Source organism: Deltaproteobacteria bacterium (genome assembly GCA_005879535.1).
Lineage (GTDB): Bacteria > Myxococcota > Myxococcia > Myxococcales > 40CM-4-68-19 > 40CM-4-68-19.
This window is the reverse complement of sequence record VBKI01000063.1, coordinates 20,600-45,408: the sequence shown is the minus strand read 5'-3', so window position 1 is coordinate 45,408 and position 24,809 is coordinate 20,600. Positions and strand designations below refer to the sequence as shown.

Here is a 24,809-nt window from a genome sequence, read left to right as displayed (position 1 = left end):
GTCCCCTAGCGGCGCGGCCGAGTGTTGCTCGCCGAGGACGGGGATCGGGTGGTGACGAATCACTTCGCGGCCCGCACCGCTTCGCTTTGCGACACCCCCGAGGACCGGCGCTTGCAACAGGTCGGCTCAGAGCGCAGCCTGTAAGCAATGTGTCGCATGGCGGGCTACGTGGGGCGGCCGCTCCGGGTGGGGGAGATTGTCTCCGCGCCGCCGCACTCCCTGCTCGTCCAGAGCTACCGGCCACGCGAGATGCAGAGCGGAACGGTCAACGCCGACGGTTACGGCGCCGCGCTCTGGCTCGATGACGCCAATCCGGAGCCTGCGCTGTACCGCACCGCTGCGCCGATCTGGGCCGACCCGAACCAGAGGTGGATGAACGAGCGCCTGGTGGTTCGCTCGCTCATCGGCGCCGTGCGCTCGGCCACGCCGGGGATCGGGTTCGAGCTCGCCAACGTGCAGCCGTTCGCGCGCGGCAGGATCGCATTCGCCCACAACGGATTCATCACTGGGTTCAGCCGCGGTGTGCAGCGCGCGATTCGCGAAGGGCTGGGGACCGAGGCTTACGAATCGATCGAGGGTAGCAGCGACTCGGAGCACATCTTTGCGCTCGTCCTCGACGCGGCGCAACCGCTGCCCGAGGCAGTGCGCACAGCCATCGGCCGCCTCGATGCCATCTGCGCCGGACTCGATCGCACGGCGGTCGCGACGGTGCTTCTCGGTGACGGAGAGCAGCTCGTGGGTGTCCGTTGGGCGCGCGGGCTGAAGCCCGCGAGCCTCTACTGGGCGCCGTTCCAGCAAGGAGTCTGCCTGGCCTCCGAGCCGCTCGACGGCGGGCGCTGGAAGGAGATCCCCGCGGACCATCTGGCCATCGCGCGGGCAGGACATGACCTGCATCTCGAGGCTTTGCGGTGAGAGCGCGCGCCACTGCCCGCGATCCGCTGATCGCCGAGCTGGAATCCGCGCGCCGCTTCCTGCAACAGGCCGTCGATCCCGTTGCGGAAGGGCGCTGGATGCGGCAGCCGAGTCCAGCTTACAGCCCCATCGGCTGGCATCTGGGCCACGTCGCATCGGTGCAGGCGCGCTGGCTCCTTCCGGGAGAGCGTCACGAGTATGGGCGGCTCTTCGATCCCGCCGCGATCGCGAAGGCGGCGCGCGGGAAGCTCCCGAAGCCGTCCGAGCTGCGCTGTCTCCTCGACGACGTGCTGGAGCGCGTCTGCGCAGGACTGCGGGCTGGGCGCGTTCCTGGCGTGCTCGGGCTGCCGGAGAGCTTCCTCGTCCAGCACGTCGCGCAACACGAGCTGCAGCACGCGGAGCACGTCCAGGTGATCGCGGCCCTCTTCGAAAAGAGGCTGCACCGGATGCCGCCGCCGCTGCACGTCCGGTCCGCGGGGCGACTCGAATTCGCCGGGGGGCGCGTGGTGGTCGGCTACGCGGACGCGGCGCGCGCCTACGACAACGAGCGGCCGCCGCACGAGGTCGAGCTGGAACCATGGTGGATCGATCGGGTACCCGTCACCGCGGGCGAATATGCGCCGTTCGTGGCGGCCGGCGGCTATCGCGAGGCAGCGCATTGGAACCCGCAAGGCTGGGAATGGCGCACGAAGCACAACGTGCGGGCGCCACTCGGGTTTCGGGAGCAGCACACGGACGCTCCGGTGACCTGCGTCTCCTGGTACGAGGCGGACGCCTACGCGCGCTGGCGGGGAGCACGGCTGCCGACGGAACATGAGCTCGAGGCAGCGCGGATCGAGGCCGCGGGCGTCTGGGAATGGACCTCGAGCTGGTTCTTGCCGTACCCGGAATTCCGTTCGTACCCCTATGAAGGGTACTCGGTGCCGTGGTTCGGCACCCATCGCGTTCTTCGGGGCGGGTCCTGGGCAACGTCCCCGGAGCTTTTGCGTCCAACCCTCCGGAACTGGTACGAACCAGGCGTCCGCGAGATACCCAGCGGATTCCGCTGCGCGGGGGGGATGTGATGCAACGGAGATCGCCGGCGCGTCGCGTGCGGCGCGGCCTCCTGCCTGGAGCGCGCTCGCCCCGGACCGCCACGCTGGTCAGCCTCGACGCGGAGAGCGCTGCGCTGCGCGAGTTGCGCGAGGCGCTGTCGCGCGCGCCGCGCGAGATTCCCTCCAAGTACTTCTACGACGACGCTGGTAGCGCGCTCTTCGAGCAGATCACGCGGCTGCCCGAGTATTTCCCCACCGCCACCGAGCGTGCGCTGCTGGAGGCGCGCGCGGCTGCGCTCGTCGAATCGGCGGGAGGCCGGAAGCTCACCGACGTGGTGGAGTTGGGCAGCGGCGCCGCCTCCAAGACGGTTGCGCTGCTCGACGCCGCGCTGGCCGCCGGCGGACGTCCGAAGTACGTCGCCGTCGACATCAGCGCGCACGCGCTGCAGCGGACGAAGGAGATCCTCGCCGCGGCGCGGCCGGAGATTCCGGTCGAGCACGTTCTCGCCGATTACACGCAGGCGCTGCAGTTGCCGCCGAAGCCCGCCGGCGGACGGAGGCTGGTGCTCTTCCTCGGCGGGACCATCGGCAACGACGAGGACGAAGCGGCCGTAAAGTTCCTCTCCCGCGTCCGCGAGCACATGGAGCAGGACGATCTGTTGCTGCTCGGCGCCAACCTGATCACCGATCCAGCCGCGCTCCATCTTGCGTACAACGACCCGCAGGGGATCACGGCCGCCTTCAACCGGAACGTCCTGCGCAACGTGAACTCGTTCGTCCGCAGCAATTTCGACGCGGAAAAGTTCGCTCACTATGCCCCGTACGTCGTCGAGAAGCAGCGGATCGAGATGTGGCTGGTGGCGCGCGAGGCGATGGACGTCGATCTCGGGCGGCTGGGCTCGACGCTCCGGCTCGCCCGCGGCGAAGGCATCCGCACCGAGATCTCGCGCCGGTTCACCCGCGAACAAGTGCTCCGGATGATCGACTCGGCCGGGTTCACGCCGGAACGGTGGATCGAGTCGCCCGATGCGCGTTTCGGGCTGGCCCTGGGCGTTGCGCGCACCTCGCTGCGGGGGATTTGACTCCCTAGCTGCGGCAATCGAGCAGGATCTTCCCCATCTGCGCCGATTCCTCGAGCAGCCGGTTCGCTTCCACCGCTTGCGAGAGGGGAAAGATCCGGTCGATCACCGGCTTGATCCGATGCTCCGCGACGAGCTTGACCATCGCGCGGAACTCGTCGTCGGTCCCCATGGTCGTGCCGCGCAGGTCGATCTGCTTGAAGAAGATCTTCGCCATGTCGAGCTTGCTCGGCGACATCCGGGTCGCGCCGTACATGACGATTCGTCCCGCAGGTGCGATGGCGCCGATCAGGCTGTTCAGGCCATCTCCGCCCGCTCCATCGATGACCAGCGACGGCGGACGACCCGCCTGCGCAACGAGATCCTTTTCCCAGCCCTTGGCCTTGTAGTTCGCGGCGGCGATCGCGCCGAGCTCGCGGGCCTTCGCCAGCTTCTCGTCGCTTCCCGACGTCACCGAGACTTGTGCGCCGAGCGCCTTGGCAAACAGCATCGCGAGCGTGGCGACGCCGCCGCCGATTCCGGTGACCCACACGTGCTCACCGCGCTTGAGGCCGCCGCGCGTAACGAGTGAGCGATACGCCGTGATTCCCGCGACGGGGAGGGCGGCGGCGTCCTCGAAGGAGATGCTCTCCGGGAGGTCGACGATCATCGAGGCAGGAACGGCGATCTTCTCCGCCATCGTCCCCTGCCGCGGCATCCCCAGGATGAGGAAGTCCTTGCTCTGGACCGCCGGGTCGGGCCCCCACCTCTCGCAGGGGATGATCACCGCGCGCTTCCCCACCAGCTTTGAATCGACGTCCGCGCCTACCGACTCCACCACTCCAGCGCCGTCGGATCCGAGCACGGAGGGCAGCTGGATGCGGGCATACAGGCCCTGCCGGATCCAGACGTCCCGGTGATTGAGCCCACAGAAGTGGAGCCGCACCACGGCCTCGCCATTCGCGGGCTTCGGATCCGGGAGCTCGATCAGCTTCATCTCTTCCGGCGGCCCCTGCCGCTCGCAGCGAACAGCGCGCATCACAGTGCTCCGGGGGTGAGGACGAGCCGGAACGCGGCTTCCAGGCCCGCCACGGTTGGGATGTCGTTCTCCGGATCGAGGGCGGTGTAGGTCCGCACCACGACTCCAATGCCGGCGCCGCGCGAGAACATCCAGTCCGCCCCGAGGCCGGTGCGCGTCGCGAGCGAATAGCCGAGCGCCTTGCGATTGGAGAGATCGACCACGGCGACCTCCAGATAGGGAGAGATCGGCGTCGCGTCCAGTGTGGCCTGCAGGCCGAAGGCCAGAGACCCGATGCCGCCGCCTGGCGCTGCGCGCTGCGCGGCGTCGCCAACGATCCAGAGCTGATCGGTCATCCGCCACCCGACGCCGACCCCGAGGCCGCCGCGGGCGCCGAGCTGCGTGGTCGGTTGGCCGAAAAGTCCTTCCAGCCGCAGCTGGAGCTGTGGGGTCCCCGCCCTCAGCGGCGCGGCCCCTGCCGGGAATGCGAACAGAAGCGCGACGAGCAGGCGCACGGCATGCACCTTACACGCCGATTGACTTCGCGGGGGAGTTCCGCGAGAAAAGCGCGTCCTGCAGGAGGCATTCGAGTGGCCGAGAAGATCGATCGCAAGCAGCTGAAGCGACCGGACGAATTCCAGGTCGTCGCCGGGCGGGCGATGAGCTGGATGGTCGCGAACCGCGGGCCCGTGCTGGGCGCGGCCGGAGCGGTGATCGCGATCGTGCTGATCGCCTGGGGAGTGACGGCCTGGCGATCCTCGCGCGAGGCCAAGGCCGGCGGAGAGCTCGCGGAGGCGCTCGAGCTGCAGTCGCGGCCCATCTCCGGTGACACAGCCTCCGAGCCAGGCCAGCAGACGTTCGCGACCAAGGAAGAGCGGGAAAAGGCGATGATCGCCGCGCTGGATAAGGTGCGGGCGGATCACGGTGGCACGACTGCGGCGCGGACAGCAGCCGCCGAGATCGGGTTCCACAAGCTGAAGTCCGGCGACGGGGCCGGTGCGCAGAAAGATCTGGAGGCATTCCTCGCCAGCGCCGCGAAGGATCATCCGCTGCGCCCGTTCGCGCAGGAGTCGCTCGGATACGCCCTGGAAGCGCAGAACCATCTCGATGATGCGCGAGCGGCGTTCGAGAAGCTCCGCGAGCTCGATCTTCCGGCCCGCGCCGATTACCAGGTCGCCCGGCTCGCGCTGGTGCAGGGCAAGCCGGATGCGCGCCAGCAGCTCGAGAGGGTGGCGAAGGATCACCCGAAGGAAGCGGACGTGGTCCGCGACGCGAACGAACGGCTGGAGCTGGCTTCGCTTCCGCCGTCTCCCCCGAAGGCACAGGCGGAGAAGCCGCAAGGGAAGAAGCAGAAGTGATCCTGCTCGCCCTTTTGGCCTTCTCCTGGACGCCTCTCGAGCATTCTGCGCGTCCGTCGAATCGCGGCGCAGCGCTCGATCCTCCATTCTTCGTCGGCGAGATGCAGCACATCGTGCCCCAGGAGAAGTTGCCGTTCTCACCCGCGGAGACCGCCACCCCGGTCCTCGACAGCGCACAGACGCGACTCTACGTGGGGACACGCAATGGTGCGGTGCGCTGCCTCTTCCGCGGCAAGACGGCATGGACGTTCCAGGCGGGTGGCGCCATCCTCGCGGCGCCCTTGGTCGACGGCGAAACGCTCTACGTGGCCGGCGGCGACGGCGTCGTCTACGCGCTCAACCGCTTCTCCGGCGCCTTGCGCTGGCGGGCCGATCTCCGCGAGGAGTTGACCACGCAGCCGACGGCTTCCGAGGGCCGGCTTTTCGTGATGTCGAGCGAGCAGTCCGTCACCGCGCTCGCCCTCAAGGACGGCAAGCGGCTGTGGAAGTTCCACCGCGACGCTCCCGGCGGTTTCACGATTCGCGGCGACGCGCAACCGAAGATCGCGCGCGGGTCTCTCTTCGCCGCCTTCGCGGACGGCACCGTGGCGGCGATACAGCCTGACAACGGCGTCGCGCGTTGGACGCGCCAGGTGAGCGGTACCGGCGACTACCTGGACATCGACGCGATCGACGCGCCCGAGGCGGATACGCGCATCTATGTGGCCAGCGCCAAGGCTGGAATCGTCGCCCTCGACGCGACGAGCGGCGAGCCCGCCTGGACGTACGCGCTCGCCGGGGCGAATCACGTTGTCGTCGAGGGCGCCCGGGTGGTGGGCGGCGGCCGCGGCGAGCTGGTGGGGCTCGATCGCTCGACCGGCATGAAGCTGTGGACGCTCCAGCTGGGCAAGGACCGCTATCCCACGCAGCCCGTTGCGGTGGGCGGAATGATCATCGTTGCCCTCGATCGCGGTCCCCTCTTCGGCGTGGATCTGGAAACGGGCGAAGCGCGCGGCGCCTTCGATCCGGGGAGCGGATTCTCCCAGCCGGTATACGCGTTGCCGGGCGTCGCGTATGTGCTCTCCAACGCCGGGACGCTGTTCTCCCTGGGCCTCCTTCCATGACGGCGCTCCGCCGCGTGCTGGTGGTCGCGGCGGTGATCGAGCGCAAGGGCAAGGTGCTCGTGTCGCTGCGCCGTCCCAAGGGCGAGCGTGCATCCCTGTGGGAGTTCCCCGGCGGGAAGGTGGAACCGGGCGAAGGCGAGCGCGCGGCGCTTGCGCGCGAGCTCCGCGAGGAGCTGGGAGTGCGCGCGTCGATCGGTGAGGAGTACGCGCGCGTCGAGCACATCTACCCCGACCTGCAGGTGGAATTGGCTCTCTATCGCTGCGCGTTGCACGCGGGCGAGGAGCCGCGGCCGCTCGCCTGCGAGGAGATCAAATGGGTGTCGCGGCGCGATCTCCCGGGGTTGCCGTTCTGCGAAGCGGACATTCCGCTCCTCACGCGGCTGGCCGAAGAGGAGCTCCCGTGATCACCGCCTCGTTCCGCCACATCGGCGGAATCGGTCCGCTGCGCGAGCGGCAGCTCTGGCTGTCTGGCGTGCGCAGTTGGGCGGAGGTACCGGCGGAGGGAGACATCCTCTCGCCACGGCTCGACGAAAAGCTGCGCGCAGGAGTTGCCGCGTCGGTGCGGAGGTTGGCCGAGCGCGATCTCGAGTTCTTTGGCCGCGCCCTGCCTCAGACGGAGCACTGGCGGCTGCTGCCGCAGGTCATCGAGGAGGCAGCGTTCCTCGACATCGAGGCGGCGGGCGACAAGGTCACCGTCGCCGGCGTCCTCGACGCGGATGGCCTGGCCAGCTTTCGCGGAGACCTCTCCCGATTCCTCGAGCGATCGCGCCGCTGGCGCGCCCTGGTGACGTTCAACGGGACGATCTTCGACGTGCCGATCCTGCGCCGCGCCCTGCCCGGGTGGGAGCCACCGGCGGTGCACGTCGATCTGCGCCACGTGTACCAGCGGTTGCGGGACAAGGGAGGCCTGAAGCAGCTCGAAGTGCGGGTCGGCTTCTTCCGTCCGCCGCACCTTGCTTCCCTCTGTGGCGCCGACGCGGTGGCGCTCTGGCATGCGCAGAGGGAGGGTGACCCGGCCGCGCTGCGCCGGCTGGTCGAGTACAATCTTTACGACGTCTTCCATCTCCGGCCGCTGGCGGAGCTCGGCTACAACCGCCTCCTGCAGCGCACGCGCATGCCAGCGGGGCCGATGCCCGTGAGCGACCGCGGTGCGATGCTCTACGACGTCAGCCGCGCCGTGGCCGCCGCGTGCCCCTGATTCACGCCGCCCTGTCGGAGGCTACGGGCGGAGCTCCGGAGTGGCGGAAGTCGCGCTCGTAGATGCGCACCATGGCCAGGAAGAAGGCGACGATCAGCGGACCCAGGAGGATGCCCAGCAGGCCGAACATCGCGAGGCCGCCGAGCAGCGAGAGGAAGATGAGCCCGGTGTGCATCTGCACCTGGCCGCGCATCAGCAGCGGTTTGCCCACTTGCTCGGCGCCGACCACGACGATGAGGCAGAACAACGCCAGCGCCACCGCCGCGATGGGGCGACCTCCGATCCAGAGAGAGGTAGCCGCTGGCGCCCAGACCAGGCTCGTGCCGACGCCCGGAACGAAGGAGACCATCGCGGTGAGCAGGCCGAAGAAGGCCGCGTGTGGAATGCCAACCGCGAGGTAGCCGCCGGCCGCAGCCATGCCCTGGAAGACGGCGGTGGCGAGGATGCCGATTACGGTCGCCCGGGTCACCCGCCGCATCTCGGCGGTCAGCTCCTCGGTCTGGCGGGCATCGAGGGGGGACACGCGCCATGCCCACTGCACGACGCGCGCTCCGTCGACGAGCAGGAAGTACAGCGCGATGAGCATGATCGCGGTGGACAGCACGGCCTTGCTTCCCGAGGCGACGATTTCCGGGAGAGCGTCCTGAACGATCTCCACGACCCTGGTGACCAGATCGAACACCTGCTCGCGGCTGACGTGGAGCATCTCGAGCATCCGTTGCAGCGGCATCGGCAGCTCCGCGCCTTGCAGCTGGGACACGGATGTGACGCCGAGCGTCCCGCGCAGATACGACAGTCCCGAGGCGAACTCCCGCGTGACGAAGCCGACCAGCGCGGCAAAGGGGGCCACGATCAGGATGAGCACCGCGAGCGTCACCACCCCGCTGGCGACGGTGCGCCGTCCGCGCATCGCGATGGTCAGACGCTCCAGGGGATCGTGAAGCACGGCGGCGATCACCACCGCGAGGAAGAGCGGGGTGCGGAACGGCCAGGCCACGTACAACAGCAGTCCCGTCGCCAGCAGGAGGAGCACGACGAAAGGTCTGGAGGGCCGCGTCACCCTTCGAGTGTATCAGGAGGAGCGCCGGCGGCGGAGCGCCGGCGGACGAGGGATTCCGTTTCCGGCTCTCTCGGGCGCGCCAGCGCCAGGAGCGCGGGGAGGAGGATGACGGCGGTCAGGATGGTGGTGACTTCACCGGCCATCGCGTACCACCCGAAGCTGCGCAGCGCGCGGTTGAGCGAGAACAGCAGCGAGCCGTAGCCGATGATCGACGTCCAGGAGCAGAGCATCACCGCCGGTCCGACTTCCGACACCGATCCGATCACGTCGCCGCCCCGCTCGCGGTTGCGGGCGGCGATGTTCGCGCCGTAGTCGACGGCGATCCCGAAGGTGATCGGGTAGACGATGAAGTTGAAGAAGTTGATCTTGAGATCCACCGCCGCGGCGATCCCGCACATCAGCACCACGCCGATGAAGAGGGAGCCCATCACCTCGGTGGCGGTCCGCAGCCTGCGGAAGAAGACGAGCACCAGTGCGCAGACGCCGGCGAAGGAGAAGAAGGTGGTGCGGGGACCCTCGCGATCGATATTCGTGAGCAGGTCGGCGAAGATGACGTTTTCTCCCGTCGCGTCGAAGGTCTTGCCGCCGATCTGCACGTCGCGGACGCCGCGGACGAAGTCCTCGAGGTTCTGAGCCAGCTCGAGCCTCGCCTGGGGCTTGGCGGTCACCGCCGCGAGCCGGCCGACGGTGCCGTCGCGCTCGCGGAAACGATCAACCAGCGCCGGATCGGCCTGCTCCACCGTGACCGGCTTTTGCGCGGCGAGTTGATCGCGGACCTGGCGCACGCGGTCCCGCTGGACAGCGTCGAGCCTTCTGATGACCCGGTCGGGCAACTCGGCGACGATCTCCCGGATCACCTTCAACTTCTCGTCCTGATCGCGGGGCACCACCGAGGAGAGCGTGTCGCAGGAGTCGATCAAGCGGTCGTAGGGCGATTGCTTCATCCGTTCGCCGATGATGGCGCAGAATTGATCCGCTTCGGGCCAAGAATCGAGCAGCGCGATTGCGCCGGAGATGGACCTCCCGAGCGCCGAGTTGGCTCGATCGTGATCGGCCTTCAGCTGATCGTGGCCCTTCAGGTCGTTGGTGAGATTGTCGAGGTTGCGCTCCATCGCAGTCGGGATCTGCCGGATGAAGAGCGCCGCGGAGATCACCGTCAGCACGGCGAAGGCGACGATGATCGGACGGCGCTGCTCGACGATGCGCGCGACGACCGGGCGCAGCTTCTCCTGCGTCGTGTCGGGACGGACCTTGGGAGCGCCGCGCAGCTTCTCGTACAGGGTCAGGAGCGCAGGCACCAGCAGGAAGGTGCAGAGCCAGCAAAGCAGCATGCCGATCCCGCCGATGAAGCCGAAATGGCGGAATCCCCGGTTCGCGGCCACCACCAACACGCCGAAGGAGACGCTGGTTGCGGCAGAGGCGAGCAGGGTGGCTCGCGCCGTGGTCTCCGCACTCTCCAGGCACGCCTCGCGCAAGCCCATTCCCTGCCAGCGCAGCTGTTTGAGACGGGCGAGGTAGATGAGACCGTAGTTGATGCCATTGCCCACCACGATGGCGCCGAGGAAAGCGGTCTGCGTGTTGAGGTAGCCGATCACAATCCGGGTGAGCCCGAAGGTGACCGCGACGGCCATCAGCACCGCTAGCCCGAGCGAGAAGACGGAGCGCGCGTCGCGGAAAAAGAGGAGAATGGAGATCAGCACCAGCGAGACGCAGATCAGGGCGGTGCTCGCCACGTCGTTGATGATCGCTTCGTACTCGGCGATGAAGAGCGGGAAGGTGCCGGCGAGGCCGACGCGGAGGTGGTCGCGATCGAGCTCCGCCTTGTGCCTGGCGACCACCGCTTGCATCTTGTCGACCATGGCGCGCGCTTCCGTTACCCCTAGGCTCGTCCCGGCGGGCCGGACAATCATCGTGAGCGATCGGTGGTCGGGCGAGACCATGAAGCCGTCCACGTAGCGGGCGAATCGCTCCGCGACGCGCTCGCGCGGCAGCGGTTTCTTCGGGTCGAGGAAGTCGGCGGCTTGCGGCAACGCCGGCGGGGCCGTTTCCTCCTCGTCGTCGAGCGATACCGCCAGCGGATTGGCGGCCACGGTGCGCCGTTTGATCTCGTTCCGCACGGCGTCGCGCGCCTTGCGCAGCTCCTCGACCGGAACGAAGAGCGGCCAGTGGCCCTCGTACCAGTCGCGGATCGGCGCCATGCTCGACTGGACACTGCGGATCTGGCTGGGACCCATCGCGATGAAATCACGCGCGAGGGCCGGCGCGAGCGCCTCCGCCTTGGGAAGGCCCGCGGGACCGTCCATCGACTCGACCACTACCAGCACCGTTCCATCGCCGCCGACCCGCTGGATGAGCTGCTTGATCTCTCGGACGGAGGGAACGTCCTCGGGCAAGAGCTCCTGGAAGCTGGAGCGGATCTCCAGTCCGGACGCGAGCTTGACGCAGACGGCGACCGCGAGCGCGGAGAGGAGCAACACCGGCACCGGGCGGTTCAGGCCGGCCCTGGTCAACACAGCGACGACTCCGCGCCGCTGCGGGGGAGCGTTCACAAGCGCTCAGTACCACAAGCCCCGCGGCCGAAGCGCCTTTTGCGCTGCGAAGCGGATGTGAGCGGTTCACCCGCATCGAGGTCTATGCCAAGGGCTCCCTCGTGCGACTCGGAACGCGATGGTAGACGCCGAAGAGGACACGCTCGAGCTCGTCGTCGTGGTCCCCTGTTTCAACGAGGGCCGGCGGCTGCGGGCGGAAGGGTTTCGGCCGCTTCTTTCGGAGCCGGGGACCCGCATTCTGTTCGTCGACGACGGTTCTCGCGACGACACGCAAGACGTCCTGGCCGCCATCTGCGCGGAGCTCGGACCGCGCGCCTTGCGCCTCGATCTTCCGAGGAACCAGGGGAAGGCAGAGGCAGTCCGGCACGGACTTCTGCGGGCAATCCAGATGGGCGCGCGCATCGTCGGGTTTCTCGACGCGGATCTCGCGACGCCGGCAAGGGAGATGCTGCGCCTGGTCTCTACGCTGCGAGCCTCTCGCACGCAGGCTGTGCGGCGCGCCACTATCTGGGCCGCGTCTTCGCGACCGCAGCCTCACTCATCCTCGACCTGCGCGTCTACGATACCCAGTGTGGCGCGAAGGCCTTCCAAGTCTCGCCACTGCTCGCGGCAGCGCTGGAGGAACCGTTCCACGCGCGCTGGGCTTTCGACGTGGAGCTGATCGGGCGCCTGCTGGCAGGCGCACCCGGAATTCCCGGACTGCGGGCTACGGACATGGTCGAGATGCCGCTCCGGATGTGGACGGACGTGCCCGACTCCAAGCTGCGATTCACGCAGTTCCCGCGGCTCGGGCTCGAGCTCGCGCGCATCCGGTTTGCGCTTTCACAACGCCGTGCTCTCGGCACGGCCCGCGCTCCGCCGCGGCGGTGGGCCGTCCCCGCGCTCTTCGCCGCGATCGTCGTCCTGCGCAGCGCCGGATTCGTCTTCGGGATGCTCAACATCGACGAATCGGATTTCGCCGTCATCGCCAAGCGCATGCTCCAGGGTGCCGTGCCGTTCGCCGAGATCGCCGACATCAAGCCGCCGCTGGCGTACCTTCCGTTTGCTCCCGCGGCTTTGTTCGGCCGCTTGTCCATCCTGCCGGTGCACGTCCTCGGCGTCTTCTGGGTCCTGGCGACGTGCCTCGTCCTGGGTCGGGCGGCGCGGCGCCTGACGAGGAACGAGGTGGCTGCGGCTGCGGCGCCTTGGCTCGCGCTGCTCGCTTCGCAATGCGAGGTGCCTTCGGTTTCCACCGAGGTGCTCATGGCTCTCCCGGCGGCCGGCGCGCTGTTGTTCTATGTCCGGGCCGAGACCGGAGGAGGGCTCGCTGACGGGCTTCTCGCCGGCATCTGTGTCGGCGTCGCCTCTCTCATTCGCCAGCAAGCCGGCATCCTGCTGGCGGCGTTTGGCCTGGCGCTTTGCTGGCACGCGCTTCGAAACAAGGATCTTCGCCGGCTGCTCAGGCCGCTCGCGCTCGCAGCAGGCTTTGCGCTCCCTTGGGTAATGACGGTCTTCGCCTTCTCGAGGATCGGTGCGCTCCCGGAGTTCTGGGATTGGGTGATCGCCCGAAACATGCATTACGCCGTGGGCACGGCGCGCGACGCGTTTCTTCTCGCCGCGCAGTCAATTCCACTCTGTGTCGGTGGCGCGATCATTCCCTGGGTACTCGCGACGCGGGAAACGGTCCAGCCAACCGTCCGCGGCCCCGCGCGCACCGGCGTCGTGCTCGCGCTATGGCTCACCTGGATTGCCGTCAGCGCCGGCGGCCGCTTCTACGAACACTACTTCCTGCAGTTCGTCGCACCCTTGGCTCTTCTTGCCTCGCCGCAGGCCGCCTCGCTCGTCCAGAGATGGCCGGCTTTCTCACGGCGCCGGCGCAGGCTCGCCTTGGTGGCCTGTGCGTTTCCGGCGCTGATCCTCATGGCCTTCTCCTTCGGGCGCGGGATGGCAGGCAGGTATCCCGATCAGGAACCGCGCGCCCGTGCGCTCGCCAGTTGGCTCGCCCGCAATACGACGGCAGACGAGCGGCTGTTCATCTGGGGCCACTACTCGCCGATCTATTTTCTCGCCGGACGATTGCCCGGGACGCGTTACGTGACCACCTCCGTCCACGTCGGCAACTTCGACCCGGCGCACCTGCCGGACGGCATCGATCTGGCGCCATTCCGCTCGGACCGAGACGTCGCATTCACGCTCCGCGATCTCGAAACGAACCGGGTGCCCGTCTTCGTGGACACCGCACCCGCGGGCATCCACCATTGGGAGAGAGTTCCACTTTCCGTGGTCCCCGCGCTCGACCGATACCTCCACGAGCACTACGCGCTCGTTGCGGACGTTGCGGGGTCCCGGGTCTATCGCCGCCGCTCCCGGACGACATGGCACCCGTGAGCGCAGTAGCGCAGTTTCCTTGTCAGGCCGGCGATCTTGCATAGGGGTTCGAGCGACCGGTTCCGAATTTGCGACGGTACTAGTATCGCGCTTGTAGTAAGACCCGGCCCTCGTATACAGCCGCAGCGGACTGTAGTTTCCGTGGCATCTCGGCTGAGACGATGACGTCGATTGCCCCCGAAGCGAGCAGGTCCACGCCGACTGGCACGTAATCGGCCGTCGCATACGCGCCGAACGTATGCCGGTACCCGACGCGCAAACCTGCCGCCACGCCTGGAGCAAGCTGCACCAGCACGCCGATGGGCACTCCGACGGAGCCGGTCAGCCCGAGGGCGTTCACGTCGACTGTGATCAGATCGTCGGCGAATGAAAAGGACGGCCACGGCGAGAAGCGCGGGCCGATGGGCGGAAGGCCGGTGAACCGGCCGCTGGTCAGCACAATGAGGTCCGAGATCAGCGGGATCCGCAGGGAAACACCCATGCCACCGGAGAACCCCGGTGTCTGCCCGTAGATTTTCGTGTCGTACACGCCGCCATCGACGCGGACCGCGATTTGGTCGTGCGCGAGGTACGCGGCGCGAACAGCCAGGCGGTCAAAGCCGAGGTTCGGAGTGACCCGCTGCACCAGGGACAAACCGAGTTGGAGGCCTCCGGGGACGCCGACTTCGAAGCCGAGAAGGACCTGATGTACGGTCGTTCCGACGTCATCGAAGCGGAGATCATATGCCGTGTGGATCTGAACGACGTGCTCGGGCAAGACAAGGGCCCGCTCCAAGAAAGACGCCTTCGCGACGTCCGCACGCACCGCCGATGGCGCCATTACGGCGAGGACAGCGAGGCAGAATTTCATCGCCGCACCATCAACACCTTGTTGGCCTCCGTCCAGTACACACCGCTGTCGTTGACGGCGACAGCCGGAAAGACGGTGCCGTCCTCGCTTACAGTGCGGCCACTGCCGGTCGGGATGTTCACCTCGCGCAAGCAGCCGAAAACCACTCCAGGAGAATTGTCTTCGGGAGAACCGCCGCCTGCGCTCTCCCATCCTGTCCACCAGGCCCGGCCGCTCGCGGCGGCCATCGACTTCACCCAGAGCGACGTTTGCATCAGCTGGACGACGCGAAAGGGCGACTGTTTGGGCAGCATGAAAATCCGCGTCTTCGACGGCTCAGGCCTTGTCGCGAAGACAATGTGCTGCGAGTCGACGGCCATCGCGAGCGGATCGCCAGTCGTTGCGAAAAGCTCTTCGACCGGACCGCCCTGCTTGGGCATGCGCGCCACGCGCGCGCCTGCCAAGAAGACAAGATCATTCCCGTCGAGCGACAGCGCTGCGACCAATCCACCATAGGGCGGCGGGGTCGTAACGTTGATCGACAAGACCGGGATCACCGGTCCTGCGCCGTTCACGTCGATCGCCTGGATCAGGTCCACGATGTCGCCACGGTACTGGTAGGTGCCCCAATAGACGAATTGCCCATCCGTCGCCATCAAACGTGAGGTATCCGGAACCAATCGCATTGGCGGCACGGCCCCGTTTTTCGAAAAGCGCCACATTCCAAATTGCGAAGTCGCATAGACGAATTGGTCATCGACTGCGATAGCTGTGATGCGTGGCAGAGTGAGGTCACCCTCTGGGCGCGGGTACCCGACGAGTACCGGGTCGCCTCCGGCGATCGGCACGGCGAAAACGCCACCTGCTCCGGAATAAACGTTGGTTGCGTCGACGGCGAGAGGCGCGCCTTCGCTCGTGAACGGAAGCCGGGCGAGTTCAATGATGGGTGAGCAGGCGCAGATCAGTCCCGCCAGCGATATCAGCCAACGCATCATCGGTCAGGATAGCGGTTCGAAGACTCGCAGTCATGAAATCGATACTGGCACTATCGATTGGGGTGCCGATGCTTCTGAGCGGAACACCGGCGGCGCACGTTCCCAACCGAACCCCATCCGCTTGGCCCGGCATTTCGGAGTGAGCGACATCTTCCTTGTCACCACCGGCGTTCTTGCATAGGGTTTCCCGACCTCTTTCGCCGGGAAATGAAGGGGTGAGGGCATCGTCGACAGGATGAGAAAGCTTCTCACCTCCCCATGGACGCTGCTCGCTGTGATCGCGCTGCTGCGGTCGCCGGGATTCGCGTTCGGCGTGCTCAACATCGACGAGTCCGATTACCTCGTCTACGGCGCGGGCATCCTGAAGGGGCTCCTGCCGTACCGCGACCTGGTCGAGATCAAGCCTCCTCTCGGATATCTCACGTATACGCTGGCCGGCGGTCTGAATCTCTGGCCGATCCGGATCCTCGGCGTCCTCTGGGTGTTCTGCACGGCGCTCCTGCTTCGCGGCGCTGCCCGGCGATGGACAGGCAGCGAGGAAGCGGGATGGGCGGCGGCCTGGATGTCGCTGCTCGCCGGCCTCGTGGAAGTGCCGGCGTTCGGCGGCGAAGTGATGATGAACCTGCCGGTCGCGGCGTCGATCTACTTTTTCGCCCGGTCCCGCCGGGCAGGCGGGTTGCTCCTCTGCGGCATCTGCGTCGGGCTCGCCACGCTGTACCGCCACCATGCCGTCATCGCCGCGGTGGCGTTCGCGGTAGCGCTTCTGGTGCGCCCGGCCGATGGTTGGCGGCGCGCACTGGCGGGCGTCGCGGCGCTGGCGGCGGGCGGGATTGTTCCATGGGTGGCCGTTGCCGCGGGCTATGCGGCGCTCGGCCAGCTCCCCGCGTTCTTCGAATGGACGATTGCGCGCAATTTCAAGTACGCGTCCGCGGGAAGCGCGGGCTCGGCGCTGGGCCGCGGCGCGGCGGAGATCGCGCTCTGCCTGGCGGCGGCGTGCGTTCCGTGGGTGCTCGCAGCGCGAGAGAGTGTGCGGACGCGCGCGGACGTGGTGTGGCGCGCCCTATCGGTGATGCTCTGGCTGACCTGGCTCCCGGTCGCCGCGGGCGGAAGGTTTTACGAGCACTACTTCCTGCAGTTCGTCCCTCCGCTGTCGATGCTGGCGGCTCCGGGCGCTGCCGCGCTCGCTGCGCGCTGGCACGGCATCGCGCCGAGGGTGCGTGGTTTCGCGCTCGCCGGGGTCGCCGTGCCGCTCGCGGTCTGGCTGGCGTTCTCGTGGGGTCGCGGCATCGCGGGCGCGTACCCGGAGCAGGAGCCGCGGACACGCGCGCTGGCGCAATGGCTGCGATCGAATACCGCGCCGGGCGATGCCTTGTTCGTCTGGGGCCACTATTCGCCGATCTACACGATGTCGGATCGCCTTCCCGGCACGCGCTACGTCAACACGTCGCCGCACATGGGCAACTTCGATCCGGCGCATCTGCCGGCCGGTTTCGATCCGGCGCAGCACCGGGCGCGCGCCGACGTCGAGGCGACACTCGAGGACCTCGAGAAGCGCAGGCCGTCGTGGTTCGTCGACACTTCGCCGGCGGGCATCCATCTCTGGGACCGGATTCCACTCTCGGCGTTCCCCGAGCTCGCCCGATACCGCGAGGAGCATTACGTCGAGGTGGCTCGCCCGGGCGGTGCGCCGGTCTACCGCAGGCGCGACGAGCCGGCCGCGCAGGCGCGCGGCGAGCGCTGAGGCCCGCGTCAGGCGGTCAGGACAGCGAACATCGACGACGCGCGGCGCGCCAGCGTCTCGATCAGCGCGAACGGATACCAGGCCGGCAGCAGCGCGAGGCTGTACCAGGCGGTGCCGGCTCGTGGCGGCCTGCCGGTCCGCTTCATCCCCTGGATGAGGTTCTGGAACGAGAGCGTCCAGGAAGCCGGGTCCGTCGGGTACACCATCTCCAGGTTGCCGAAGCCAATCTTCTCCGCGAGCAGGCGCAGGTTCCCGGGATGGAAGAGCTGCGTATGCCTCGGCGCATGCAGGCCCGACCAGTAGCGGCCGAACACGCGATGGCTGATCGCGCGGCTGTTCGGCGTCAGGAGCAGGACGCGGCCGCCGGGAGCCAGCGCCTTGCGGCAGGCGCGCAGGACCGCCTCCGGGCTGACGAAGTGCTCGATCACATAGTTCATCACGATCGCCTGGTACGGGCCGCCGAGGTCGAGGGAACGGTCGAGGTCGAGCGCGCGGTAGCGGATGCGCGTTCCCTCCAACGCCCGGCCCAGCTCCGGCGTGCGATCGATGCCGGTGAGATTGGTGTAGCCGTGGCGATCGAGCGCCCGCAGGAAATGACCGCCTCCGCAGCCGAGCTCGAGGATGGGTTGGTCGCGCGGCGGGAGGAACTTCGCGAGCCGCCGGATCTGCAGCGACGCCTGCACGTTCTTGAGCCGCGTCATCAGCGAGACGCCGTTGGTGACGGCGGCCGCGGCGTGGGGACGGTAGTCGCGCGGGTAGTAAGTGGCGAGGGCGGCGGCGTTGGGGGGCGGCACTTGCGCGATCAGGCCGCAGGAAGGGCAGGCGTCGAAATCGGCGAGCACCGGGAGCCCATGCTCGAAGTCGCGCACCCGGCGGTGGACCTTCCGGGAAAGCGCGCCACCGCAGACGGGGCATTGCAAGCGGACCTCCGCGGTCAGTACCCGACCTCGACGCTCTCGTCGAACGGCCGCTTGTAGCCGGAGCCCGGTGGGCTCTCCGGCGTCTTCGCCACCGGCAACCGGACCGGATGCGGACGGTGCTCGCCTGCGCCGGCGGGCTTGGCGGTCTTCTGGTTGACGTAATCCAGTCCGCGGAAGTCGCGGAAGCCGAGCTTCCAGACCTTCCAGCGGCGCACGCGCATCGGCGCATCCTCCACCCAGGTGTCGTGGAACCAGCGCGTGATCACGCGCTGGAACAGCGGCTGCAGGGTCCGCACGAACCCCGGCACCTCCATCCGGTACGTGCAGGTGACGCGGCAGCGGTCCGGTCCGAGATCCTCGAGCTGGATCTCCTGGTCGAGCACCAGTCCCAGCTTTCCGTGCTGGATGGAGCGGATCAGGTTCGGCGACTCCATGTACATGAAGCCGAGGGAAGAGGCGCGCAGGTTGACGATGGGCAGCTTGTAGAAGCGCTCCACCAGGCACCAGTCGTCGCGCTCGGCGAGGATCCGGAACTCGCTGTAGTACTTGTAGTGCGTGCCGACGACGTGCTCGTGGTCGTAGTAGTTCCAGACCACCACCTCCTTGGGGCAGTCCATGTCCATCGAGCACTTCGCGCTCAGTGTGGCCATCAGCGGGCTTTCCTTTCCGGTTCCGGATTCTCGACCAGCTGCACCCAGATGCCGCCGTCCTCGATCTTGACCTTGTAGGAGCGCAGGCAGAGGTGCTCGTTGGTCAGGCACCGGCCGGTGGCGGCCTCGTAGCGGTAGTTGTGCCAGAGGCAGGTGAAGACGCCTTCCTTCATCTGGTGGTACCCGACGGGACCGCCGAAGTGTGGGCAGATGTTGGAGAGCGCCTTGATCGCGCCGTTCCGGCGGAAGACGAGGATGTCGTGGTCGTCCACCCACTTGGAGAACTGGCCGTAGGGCTCGAGCTCGCCGAGGCTCGCGATCCGCCGGAAAGCGGCCGGAGAGGGCTCGGGAGTCGTCTCTGCGGGTTCCGTTTCCTGCGCTTCTGCAGCGACCACGGCCAAGCTGGCTCTCTTGCTCACCATTCCCTCCAGTCCAAGGGCAGCGCGGACTTCGCGGCGCGCGGAGAATCCCATAGCCCGGGGGTTCGATCCAGCGAAGTTCTTCGACGATTTGAACCGTCCCACCGGCTACGTAGACCGCCCGCGCCAGCGAATCCGCCCCGACTTCCCGGCGAGATCCCAACGTCTGATAAGGAAGATTCCGTCAACTAGCAGCGGTCTACGGCCGCGACCAGTTTTCCAAGCGAAGACCCGCGACCCTGCCGAACTCGCTCTGGTTGTTGGAGACGAGGATCAGCTTCCGGCCGACGGCCTGTGCAGCGATCAGCGTGTCGAGCGGACCGATGGGCGTGCCGGCGCGCTCCAGTTTCGCACGCACGTCTGCATACGACGCGGCGTCGTCCGAGGTGAATTCGACGACTGTCAGTGGCCGAAGGAAGTTCTCGACCGTGCGCATGGTCTTGACCGGCGAGGAGCTCTTGGCCGCACCGGTGCGGAGCTCGCCCTCGGTGACGACGCTGACTGCCACATCCGCGCGGCTCCGCGAGAGCAATCGTTCCAGGACGGCCGTTTGCTGCTTCAGGGCGTAGATGCACGTATCGGTGTCGACCAGATATTTCACTCGAGCTTCTCTCGCTCGTCCGGTTCACCTTGCGGCGGCCTGGCGAAGTCCTTTGGCGCGCCGGCAAAGGATTCGACGTATCCCTCGGGCCACTCGTCGGCAGGCTCCAGGACGACGGCATCTCCCTCGCGGCGGACGAGAACGGTGTCGCTGTCGAAGCGAAACTCCTTGGGTAGGCGGACCGCCTGGCTCCGACCCGTCCAGAACACCTTGGCTCGCTTCGGCTTCGGTCTCGACATGATATATACCAATGATACGTACCGATGTGCGCCGCGTCAAGGCAAGCCCAGAAACACCAAGACTTGCAGGTGCTCACCAGCGGTACCCTGCGCCGGCGGCGAGGCTCCCCGACCGTGTGATGTTGTTGGCGGCGTCGACGTCGCGCTGCCCGGATAACGTGAGCCATGCGCGCCAGGCTTTGGTGAAGCGGTACTGCAGCCTGAGGCCGACGCCGGCGGTCGTGCCGCCGGTGCCCGAGACGTACTCGCCGCCTTCCAGCCAGAGCCGCGCGGAGAAATCGCCGAAGCGATGCAGCACTTCGGGCCGGAGCAGGAACCGCAGCGGCGCGATGGGCAGGCCCGGGCCGCGTCCCGCCGCCGCCAAGCCGAAAAAGCTGCCCGTCGGGTCCTGGTTGTAGAGGTAGACGTCGCCGAACAAGGAGACGTCGGTGTCCCGGTACAATGTGGCGGTGGCGCCGGCGGAGAGGCGCTCGAAATCCAGCGGCGTGGGAATGCCGCTCACGGTGCCGAGCAGTTCCCGGCAATAGGTCGCCAGTTGCGGGTTCGAGGCGCAGTAATTCGTCGTGCCCTGCTCGATCTGGGCCTGCGTCAGGGCCGTGCCATTGGCGCGGGCGCGCGGGATGCTCTGGTTGATGTCGTAATGCGAGACGTGCAGGCCGCCGGTGAAGGACCATTCGAGGTCGGAACGGCCGAGCGAGTCCCACGACACGTCGACGCCGGCATCGACTTGGGACGTCTCGGAGCGCACCTGCGCATCGGCGGTGGCCCTGCCGATCGGTTGCGGCAGCACGACGTGGATCGTCGTTCCCGCGAACTGCGTGCTCTTCGGGGAGAGGTCGACGCTGGCACCCACGGTGAAGCTGTCGGTCACTGACCAATCCGCCGCCACGGTGAAGAACGTCACCGCGCTGCTGCTCTCGCCGAATTGGCTGCGGGTCGCCGCCGGCGTCTTGCCCTGCAACGTGAGGCTGGCGCCGGCGCTCAGCGTCCAGTCCTCGCCGGCGTTGAAGCTCGCGTTCAGGAAATCAGTGAAGACGCTGGACCGCGGATTGGCCTCGGTTGCATGGGTCGAGCTGACGAGGATCTGGTTGGTCACGCTGTCCGCGCGCGCCGCCGCCGCCACGGCGAGGAAGGTCAGCGCGATGGCGCGGCGCATTCCGTCAATCCGGTGCCCCTACTCCCATTCGATGGTTGCGGGCGGTTTGCTGCTGACGTCGAGGACCACCCGGTTGATTCCCCGGACTTCGTTGGTGATCCGACTGGAGATCCTCGCCACCAGGTCCCAGGGCAGGCGCGCCCAGTCCGCCGTCATGCCGTCGAGGCTCTCCACGGCGCGGAGCACGCAGGCGGATTCGTAGGTGCGCTCGTCCCCCATCACCCCGACGGACTTCACCGGCAAGAGCACCGCGAAGGCCTGCCAGAGCTTCTCGCGCAGGCCCGCGTTCGCGACCTCCTCCTGCACGATGGCGTCGGCCTTGCGGATGAGCGCCAGCCGCTCCTCCGTCACCTCGCCGAGCACGCGAATGGCGAGCCCCGGCCCGGGGAACGGCTGCCGCGAGACGATGGCTTCGGGGAGCCCGAGCTCGCGCCCGAGCGCGCGCACCTCGTCCTTGAACAGCTCGCGCAGCGGCTCCACGAGCTGCATCTTCATCCGCTCGGGCAGCCCGCCGACGTTGTGATGGCTCTTGATCACCGCGCTCGGGCCCTTGAACGAAACGCTCTCGATCACGTCCGGGTACAGCGTGCCCTGGGCGAGGAAGCGGGCGTCGCCGTGCTCGCGGCGGTCCTTCCCCACTTCGTCTTCGAAGACCGCGATGAACTCGCGCCCGATGATCTTCCGCTTCTGCTCGGGATCGGTGACGCCCCGGAGCGCTTCGAGGAAGCGCCGGCGCGCGTTCACCACCCGGAGCGGAACGTGGAAGCGGTCCTTGAACGTCTGCTCGACCTGGGCGGCCTCGCCTTCGCGCAGCACGCCGTTGTCGACGAAGATGCACTGGAGCTGCGGCCCGATGGCCTTGTGCAACAGCAGCGCGACCACGGCGCTGTCCACGCCGCCGGAGAGCGCGCAGATGACGCGCTCCTTTCCCACCCGCTCGCGGATCTGCTTCGACGCATCCTCCGCGAACGCGCCCATCCTGAAGTTGAAGGAGACGCCGCACTCCTCGAGGAATGCCTCGTAGAGCTCGCGGCCACGCGGAGTATGCGCGACCTCGGGATGGAACTGGATGGCGTAGAGCTTCCGGTGTGGATCGGCGACGGCGCAGAACGGCGAGCTCGGATTTTTCGCGATGGTGCGGAAGCCCTTCGGCGGTGCGGAGACCTTGTCGCCGTGGGACATCCAGACGTCGAGGTGCTCGCCCACCGTCATGTCCCGGAACGGCCCGACGGCCTCGGTCACTTCGACGCGGGCCGGGCCGTACTCGCGGTGGGCGGTCCGATCGATGGCGCCGCCCAGCAGCTTGGCCATGAGCTGCAGGCCGTAGCAGACGCCGAGCACCGGGACGCCGAGCTCGAAGATCCTCGGGTCCACCATGGGCGCGCCGGGCTCCTCGACGCTCGCCGGCCCACCGGAGAGCACGATGCCCTTCGCCGCGAAGGCGCGGACCTCGGCGAACGGCATCGTGCAGGGGTGGATCTCGCAGTAGACGTGCAGCTCGCGAATCCGGCGGGCGATGAGCTGGGTGTACTGGGAGCCGAAGTCCAGGACGAGGATTTTTTCTGCGTGGATGTCCGCCATCGAGGCGGCGCAGTGTAGTGGCTCGCCGGCTCGGTGGGAAGCGAAGTCGACGCTGCGGTTAGCCCTTCAGTCGGACGGGTTCGTCGTACAGTGCGCCGCCGCCGCCGATGTCGGTGGCGCGGGCTCTGGACAGCACGTTGGCGTTGCGGTTTTCGCGCAGGTGCCCGCCCTTGGCGAGAAGCGCGACGTCGCGGCGCTGGCGCGGATCGTGACGAACTTGAATGGGCAGTGTTCCGAGCGCCGACTCCAGGTGGCCGAATCCGCCGTCCGGGATGCCGCGAGCGGAGTCCGGGTGCACGGTGACCACGGCCGGTCCGGGCGGCTGGCCCTTCGACCACTGCGAGCTCTGCGACTTGTCGGTGGCGAGCGCCATCAGATACAGCGGGAACTCGGCCGAGACCTGGGAGCGCGCCGGAGCCGAGGCGATCAGGTTCACCCTGCCCGTCCTGGTCCGGAACTTCCGATCCGCGAAGAGCACCTTCGGTGACAGCCCGCTGCGCTGCGGACCGTCGGACTCGACTTGCGCGACCGTGAAGCCGGCGTCTTTGCGGAGGATGCGCTCCTTCCAGTCGCGCGCGGTGCCGTCCAGCACTCCGTCGAGGCCGACGAGCGCGGAGAGCTCCTGCAGGATCTGCAGATCGGACTTCACACCCGGCGGCGGCAGGACCACTGGCCGTGCGGCTCCGACCCAGTGGTGGCCGTACGCGCCGAGAAGGTCGTCGGCCTCGAGCAGCGTGGTGGTGGGAAGCACGAGCGTCGCCGCGCGAGTGGTGTCGGTCGGCCAGGAGTCGACCACGCAGACGAAATCGCGGGAGCGCAGCGCGCGATCCACCGTCGCCGATTCGGGCAGCATGGCGACGGGATTGCCCGCGGTAACCCACACCGCGCGGATCGGCGGGTCCTTGAAGGCGAGAACCTCGGGGCCGAAAAGCGGCTCCAGCACGGTGCGCGGGGCTCCCGGGATGCCTTTGATGAACGTGTGGTCGAACGTTTTTCGCCGCCAGAAGTAGTACGACACGCCGCCGCCGGGGACGCCGAGATTCCCGGAGATGGCCGTCAGCGCGTCGAGGGCACGGACGATGGCGCCGCCGTTCACCCGGCGCGCCATGCCCCAGCCAACGAGGATCGCCGTCGGTCCCTCGTGCAGACGGCGCGCGATGTCCTCGGCGGCTGCCGGCGAGACGTCGGCGTCCTCGCACCAGCCGGCCACCGAGTGCGCGAAAGCGAGGGAGCGGAGCTCCGGGACGTTGTCGCAGTACGTCTCGAACCCGGGCTCGGTCCACTCACGCTCGAAGAGGAGACGCGCCACCGCCATCGCGAGGGAGAAATCCCCGCCCGGCCGCGGCTGCAGGAATGCGTCGCAGAGCCGCGCCGTCTTGTGCCAGACCGGGTCGATCAGGAGCTTCGATGCGGACGCATCGTTGAGCACCGGCACCAGGTGCGGCGAGGAGATGACCGGGTTCTTTCCCCAGAGGATGATGTTGCGCGAGTTGAGCAGGTCGAAGATGTCGTGCGAGTCCTCTTCGCCGAAGTCGAGCATCTGCGCCGCGTCGCCCGCGCCAGAGCAGATGTCGCCTCGCTTGGTGGTCACCGGTCCGAGCTTCTCGAAGAAGTAATCGCTCAGGTGCTTGAGCGCGCCGAGACTGCCGCCGCTTCGGTAATGGAAGATCGCCGCGGGCCCGGATTCGGCGCGGATGCGCAACAGCTCACGGGCGGCGAAATCGAGCGCCTCGTCCCAGGAGACGGGTTTGCCGCGGAGCAGCGGCGAGGTGAGGCGCTCCGGCGAGTACTGCAGCGGGAGGAAGTTGTTGGTTCGCCAGCAGAGGAAGCCGTTCGTGACGGGGTGCGAAGGGTCGCCGCCCAATGCGACCACGCGCCCGTCCTCGACGTGGGCGACGACCGAGCAGGCGTCCGGGCAATCGCGGTTGCAGACGGTTTTGCGGAGCTCTCTCATGGCGTTTTGCGCATTGTACCGGACTCGCCACGGGCCCGCCTGCGCCCTAACTTCCCATGCGACGGGG

Annotated in this window: 24 protein-coding genes; 10 read left to right on the top strand and 14 right to left on the bottom strand. The window is 67.9% G+C overall.

Features of this window, described 5'->3' with window-relative positions; genetic code table 11:
- The first annotated feature begins 147 nt into the window (after positions 1-147).
- The 3 genes from egtC to egtD are packed head-to-tail and all read left to right on the top strand — an operon-like array spanning position 148 to position 3,028.
- Positions 148-912, top strand: a complete 765-nt coding sequence (egtC, locus tag E6J58_11210; protein ID TMB37568.1) for an ergothioneine biosynthesis protein EgtC — start codon at positions 148-150, stop codon at positions 910-912.
- Positions 909-1,976, top strand: coding sequence for an ergothioneine biosynthesis protein EgtB (gene egtB, locus E6J58_11205; GenBank protein ID TMB37567.1), 1,068 nt, complete (start codon positions 909-911; stop codon positions 1,974-1,976). Before egtC ends, egtB begins: the two co-directional genes overlap by 4 nt.
- Entirely contained in the window at positions 1,976-3,028 is a 1,053-nt protein-coding gene (egtD, locus tag E6J58_11200) for an L-histidine N(alpha)-methyltransferase (protein TMB37566.1), read from the top strand. The genes egtB and egtD overlap by 1 nt, the downstream gene beginning before the upstream one ends.
- A gap of 4 nt (positions 3,029-3,032) precedes the next feature.
- On the opposite strand, the gene E6J58_11195 is transcribed toward egtD, so the two are convergent.
- Complete coding sequence (locus E6J58_11195; GenBank protein TMB37565.1) at positions 3,033-4,043, bottom strand: zinc-binding dehydrogenase; 1,011 nt, start codon at positions 4,041-4,043, stop codon at positions 3,033-3,035.
- Positions 4,043-4,537 carry a hypothetical protein gene (locus E6J58_11190; GenBank protein TMB37564.1) on the bottom strand — a complete coding sequence of 165 codons (495 nt, stop codon included), beginning with the start codon at positions 4,535-4,537 and terminating at the stop codon, positions 4,043-4,045. The genes E6J58_11195 and E6J58_11190 overlap by 1 nt, the downstream gene beginning before the upstream one ends.
- A gap of 75 nt (positions 4,538-4,612) precedes the next feature.
- Between E6J58_11190 and E6J58_11185 the strand changes: the two genes are divergently transcribed.
- Genes E6J58_11185 through E6J58_11170 form a run of 4 tightly spaced genes read left to right on the top strand, consistent with a single transcriptional unit; the run spans position 4,613 to position 7,681 of the window.
- Positions 4,613-5,380, top strand: coding sequence for a hypothetical protein (locus tag E6J58_11185; GenBank protein ID TMB37563.1), 768 nt, complete (start codon positions 4,613-4,615; stop codon positions 5,378-5,380).
- Positions 5,377-6,483 (top strand): hypothetical protein, encoded by a 1,107-nt coding sequence (locus tag E6J58_11180; protein TMB37562.1) that lies wholly within the window; start codon positions 5,377-5,379, stop codon positions 6,481-6,483. Before E6J58_11185 ends, E6J58_11180 begins: the two co-directional genes overlap by 4 nt.
- Positions 6,480-6,887: a (deoxy)nucleoside triphosphate pyrophosphohydrolase gene (locus E6J58_11175; protein TMB37561.1), complete on the top strand. Its 408-nt coding sequence runs from the start codon at positions 6,480-6,482 to the stop codon at positions 6,885-6,887. Before E6J58_11180 ends, E6J58_11175 begins: the two co-directional genes overlap by 4 nt.
- Entirely contained in the window at positions 6,797-7,681 is an 885-nt protein-coding gene (locus E6J58_11170) for a hypothetical protein (protein ID TMB37560.1), read from the top strand. Before E6J58_11175 ends, E6J58_11170 begins: the two co-directional genes overlap by 91 nt.
- A 1-nt stretch (position 7,682) precedes the next feature.
- Here E6J58_11170 and E6J58_11165 read toward each other — a convergent pair whose 3' ends face one another.
- Entirely contained in the window at positions 7,683-8,741 is a 1,059-nt protein-coding gene (locus tag E6J58_11165) for an AI-2E family transporter (protein TMB37559.1), read from the bottom strand.
- Positions 8,738-11,290 carry a hypothetical protein gene (locus E6J58_11160; GenBank protein ID TMB37558.1) on the bottom strand — a complete coding sequence of 851 codons (2,553 nt, stop codon included), beginning with the start codon at positions 11,288-11,290 and terminating at the stop codon, positions 8,738-8,740. The genes E6J58_11165 and E6J58_11160 overlap by 4 nt, the downstream gene beginning before the upstream one ends.
- A gap of 118 nt (positions 11,291-11,408) precedes the next feature.
- Here E6J58_11160 and E6J58_11155 point away from each other — a divergent pair, with 118 nt between their 5' ends.
- Positions 11,409-11,951 (top strand): glycosyltransferase, encoded by a 543-nt coding sequence (locus E6J58_11155; GenBank protein ID TMB37557.1) that lies wholly within the window; start codon positions 11,409-11,411, stop codon positions 11,949-11,951.
- Complete coding sequence (locus tag E6J58_11150; GenBank protein TMB37556.1) at positions 11,942-13,657, top strand: hypothetical protein; 1,716 nt, start codon at positions 11,942-11,944, stop codon at positions 13,655-13,657. The genes E6J58_11155 and E6J58_11150 overlap by 10 nt, the downstream gene beginning before the upstream one ends.
- A 79-nt stretch (positions 13,658-13,736) precedes the next feature.
- On the opposite strand, the gene E6J58_11145 is transcribed toward E6J58_11150, so the two are convergent.
- Positions 13,737-14,432, bottom strand: coding sequence for a hypothetical protein (locus E6J58_11145; GenBank protein TMB37555.1), 696 nt, complete (start codon positions 14,430-14,432; stop codon positions 13,737-13,739).
- Between the two features lie 71 nt (positions 14,433-14,503).
- On the bottom strand, positions 14,504-15,481 hold the full coding sequence (locus tag E6J58_11140) for a hypothetical protein (protein ID TMB37554.1): 978 nt from the start codon (positions 15,479-15,481) through the stop codon (positions 14,504-14,506).
- A gap of 235 nt (positions 15,482-15,716) precedes the next feature.
- On the opposite strand from E6J58_11140, the gene E6J58_11135 reads away from it, so the two are divergent.
- On the top strand, positions 15,717-17,222 hold the full coding sequence (locus tag E6J58_11135; GenBank protein TMB37553.1) for a hypothetical protein: 1,506 nt from the start codon (positions 15,717-15,719) through the stop codon (positions 17,220-17,222).
- A gap of 8 nt (positions 17,223-17,230) precedes the next feature.
- Here E6J58_11135 and E6J58_11130 read toward each other — a convergent pair whose 3' ends face one another.
- The 8 genes from E6J58_11130 to E6J58_11095 form a co-directional block, all read right to left on the bottom strand.
- Entirely contained in the window at positions 17,231-18,142 is a 912-nt protein-coding gene (locus tag E6J58_11130; GenBank protein ID TMB37552.1) for a class I SAM-dependent methyltransferase, read from the bottom strand.
- 14 nt (positions 18,143-18,156) lie between these two features.
- Positions 18,157-18,792, bottom strand: coding sequence for a hypothetical protein (locus E6J58_11125; GenBank protein TMB37551.1), 636 nt, complete (start codon positions 18,790-18,792; stop codon positions 18,157-18,159).
- Positions 18,792-19,265 carry a Rieske (2Fe-2S) protein gene (locus tag E6J58_11120; protein ID TMB37550.1) on the bottom strand — a complete coding sequence of 158 codons (474 nt, stop codon included), beginning with the start codon at positions 19,263-19,265 and terminating at the stop codon, positions 18,792-18,794. Before E6J58_11120 ends, E6J58_11125 begins: the two co-directional genes overlap by 1 nt.
- Positions 19,266-19,410: 145 nt before the next feature.
- On the bottom strand, positions 19,411-19,812 hold the full coding sequence (locus tag E6J58_11115) for a type II toxin-antitoxin system VapC family toxin (GenBank protein ID TMB37549.1): 402 nt from the start codon (positions 19,810-19,812) through the stop codon (positions 19,411-19,413).
- Positions 19,809-20,051: an AbrB/MazE/SpoVT family DNA-binding domain-containing protein gene (locus tag E6J58_11110; GenBank protein TMB37548.1), complete on the bottom strand. Its 243-nt coding sequence runs from the start codon at positions 20,049-20,051 to the stop codon at positions 19,809-19,811. Before E6J58_11110 ends, E6J58_11115 begins: the two co-directional genes overlap by 4 nt.
- A gap of 73 nt (positions 20,052-20,124) precedes the next feature.
- Positions 20,125-21,207 carry a hypothetical protein gene (locus tag E6J58_11105; protein TMB37547.1) on the bottom strand — a complete coding sequence of 361 codons (1,083 nt, stop codon included), beginning with the start codon at positions 21,205-21,207 and terminating at the stop codon, positions 20,125-20,127.
- A gap of 18 nt (positions 21,208-21,225) precedes the next feature.
- Positions 21,226-22,788, bottom strand: a complete 1,563-nt coding sequence (gene guaA, locus E6J58_11100) for a glutamine-hydrolyzing GMP synthase (protein ID TMB37546.1) — start codon at positions 22,786-22,788, stop codon at positions 21,226-21,228.
- A 58-nt stretch (positions 22,789-22,846) separates the two neighbouring features.
- On the bottom strand, positions 22,847-24,742 hold the full coding sequence (locus E6J58_11095) for a molybdopterin-containing oxidoreductase catalytic subunit (protein TMB37545.1): 1,896 nt from the start codon (positions 24,740-24,742) through the stop codon (positions 22,847-22,849).
- Positions 24,743-24,809: the final 67 nt, after the last annotated feature.

Coding starts and splice junctions, on each gene's coding strand:
- egtC (TMB37568.1), top strand. CDS start 148: ATGTGTCGCATGGCGGGCTACGTGGGGCGGCCGCTCCGGGTGGGGGAG.
- egtD (TMB37566.1), top strand. CDS start 1,976: ATGCAACGGAGATCGCCGGCGCGTCGCGTGCGGCGCGGCCTCCTGCCT.
- E6J58_11195 (TMB37565.1), bottom strand. CDS start 4,043: ATGCGCGCTGTTCGCTGCGAGCGGCAGGGGCCGCCGGAAGAGATGAAG.
- E6J58_11175 (TMB37561.1), top strand. CDS start 6,480: ATGACGGCGCTCCGCCGCGTGCTGGTGGTCGCGGCGGTGATCGAGCGC.
- E6J58_11170 (TMB37560.1), top strand. CDS start 6,797: ATGGGTGTCGCGGCGCGATCTCCCGGGGTTGCCGTTCTGCGAAGCGGA.
- E6J58_11155 (TMB37557.1), top strand. CDS start 11,409: ATGGTAGACGCCGAAGAGGACACGCTCGAGCTCGTCGTCGTGGTCCCC.
- E6J58_11140 (TMB37554.1), bottom strand. CDS start 15,481: ATGATGCGTTGGCTGATATCGCTGGCGGGACTGATCTGCGCCTGCTCA.
- E6J58_11135 (TMB37553.1), top strand. CDS start 15,717: ATGAGAAAGCTTCTCACCTCCCCATGGACGCTGCTCGCTGTGATCGCG.
- E6J58_11125 (TMB37551.1), bottom strand. CDS start 18,792: ATGGCCACACTGAGCGCGAAGTGCTCGATGGACATGGACTGCCCCAAG.
- E6J58_11120 (TMB37550.1), bottom strand. CDS start 19,265: ATGGGATTCTCCGCGCGCCGCGAAGTCCGCGCTGCCCTTGGACTGGAG.
- E6J58_11110 (TMB37548.1), bottom strand. CDS start 20,051: ATGTCGAGACCGAAGCCGAAGCGAGCCAAGGTGTTCTGGACGGGTCGG.
- E6J58_11105 (TMB37547.1), bottom strand. CDS start 21,207: ATGCGCCGCGCCATCGCGCTGACCTTCCTCGCCGTGGCGGCGGCGGCG.
- guaA (TMB37546.1), bottom strand. CDS start 22,788: ATGGCGGACATCCACGCAGAAAAAATCCTCGTCCTGGACTTCGGCTCC.
- E6J58_11095 (TMB37545.1), bottom strand. CDS start 24,742: ATGAGAGAGCTCCGCAAAACCGTCTGCAACCGCGATTGCCCGGACGCC.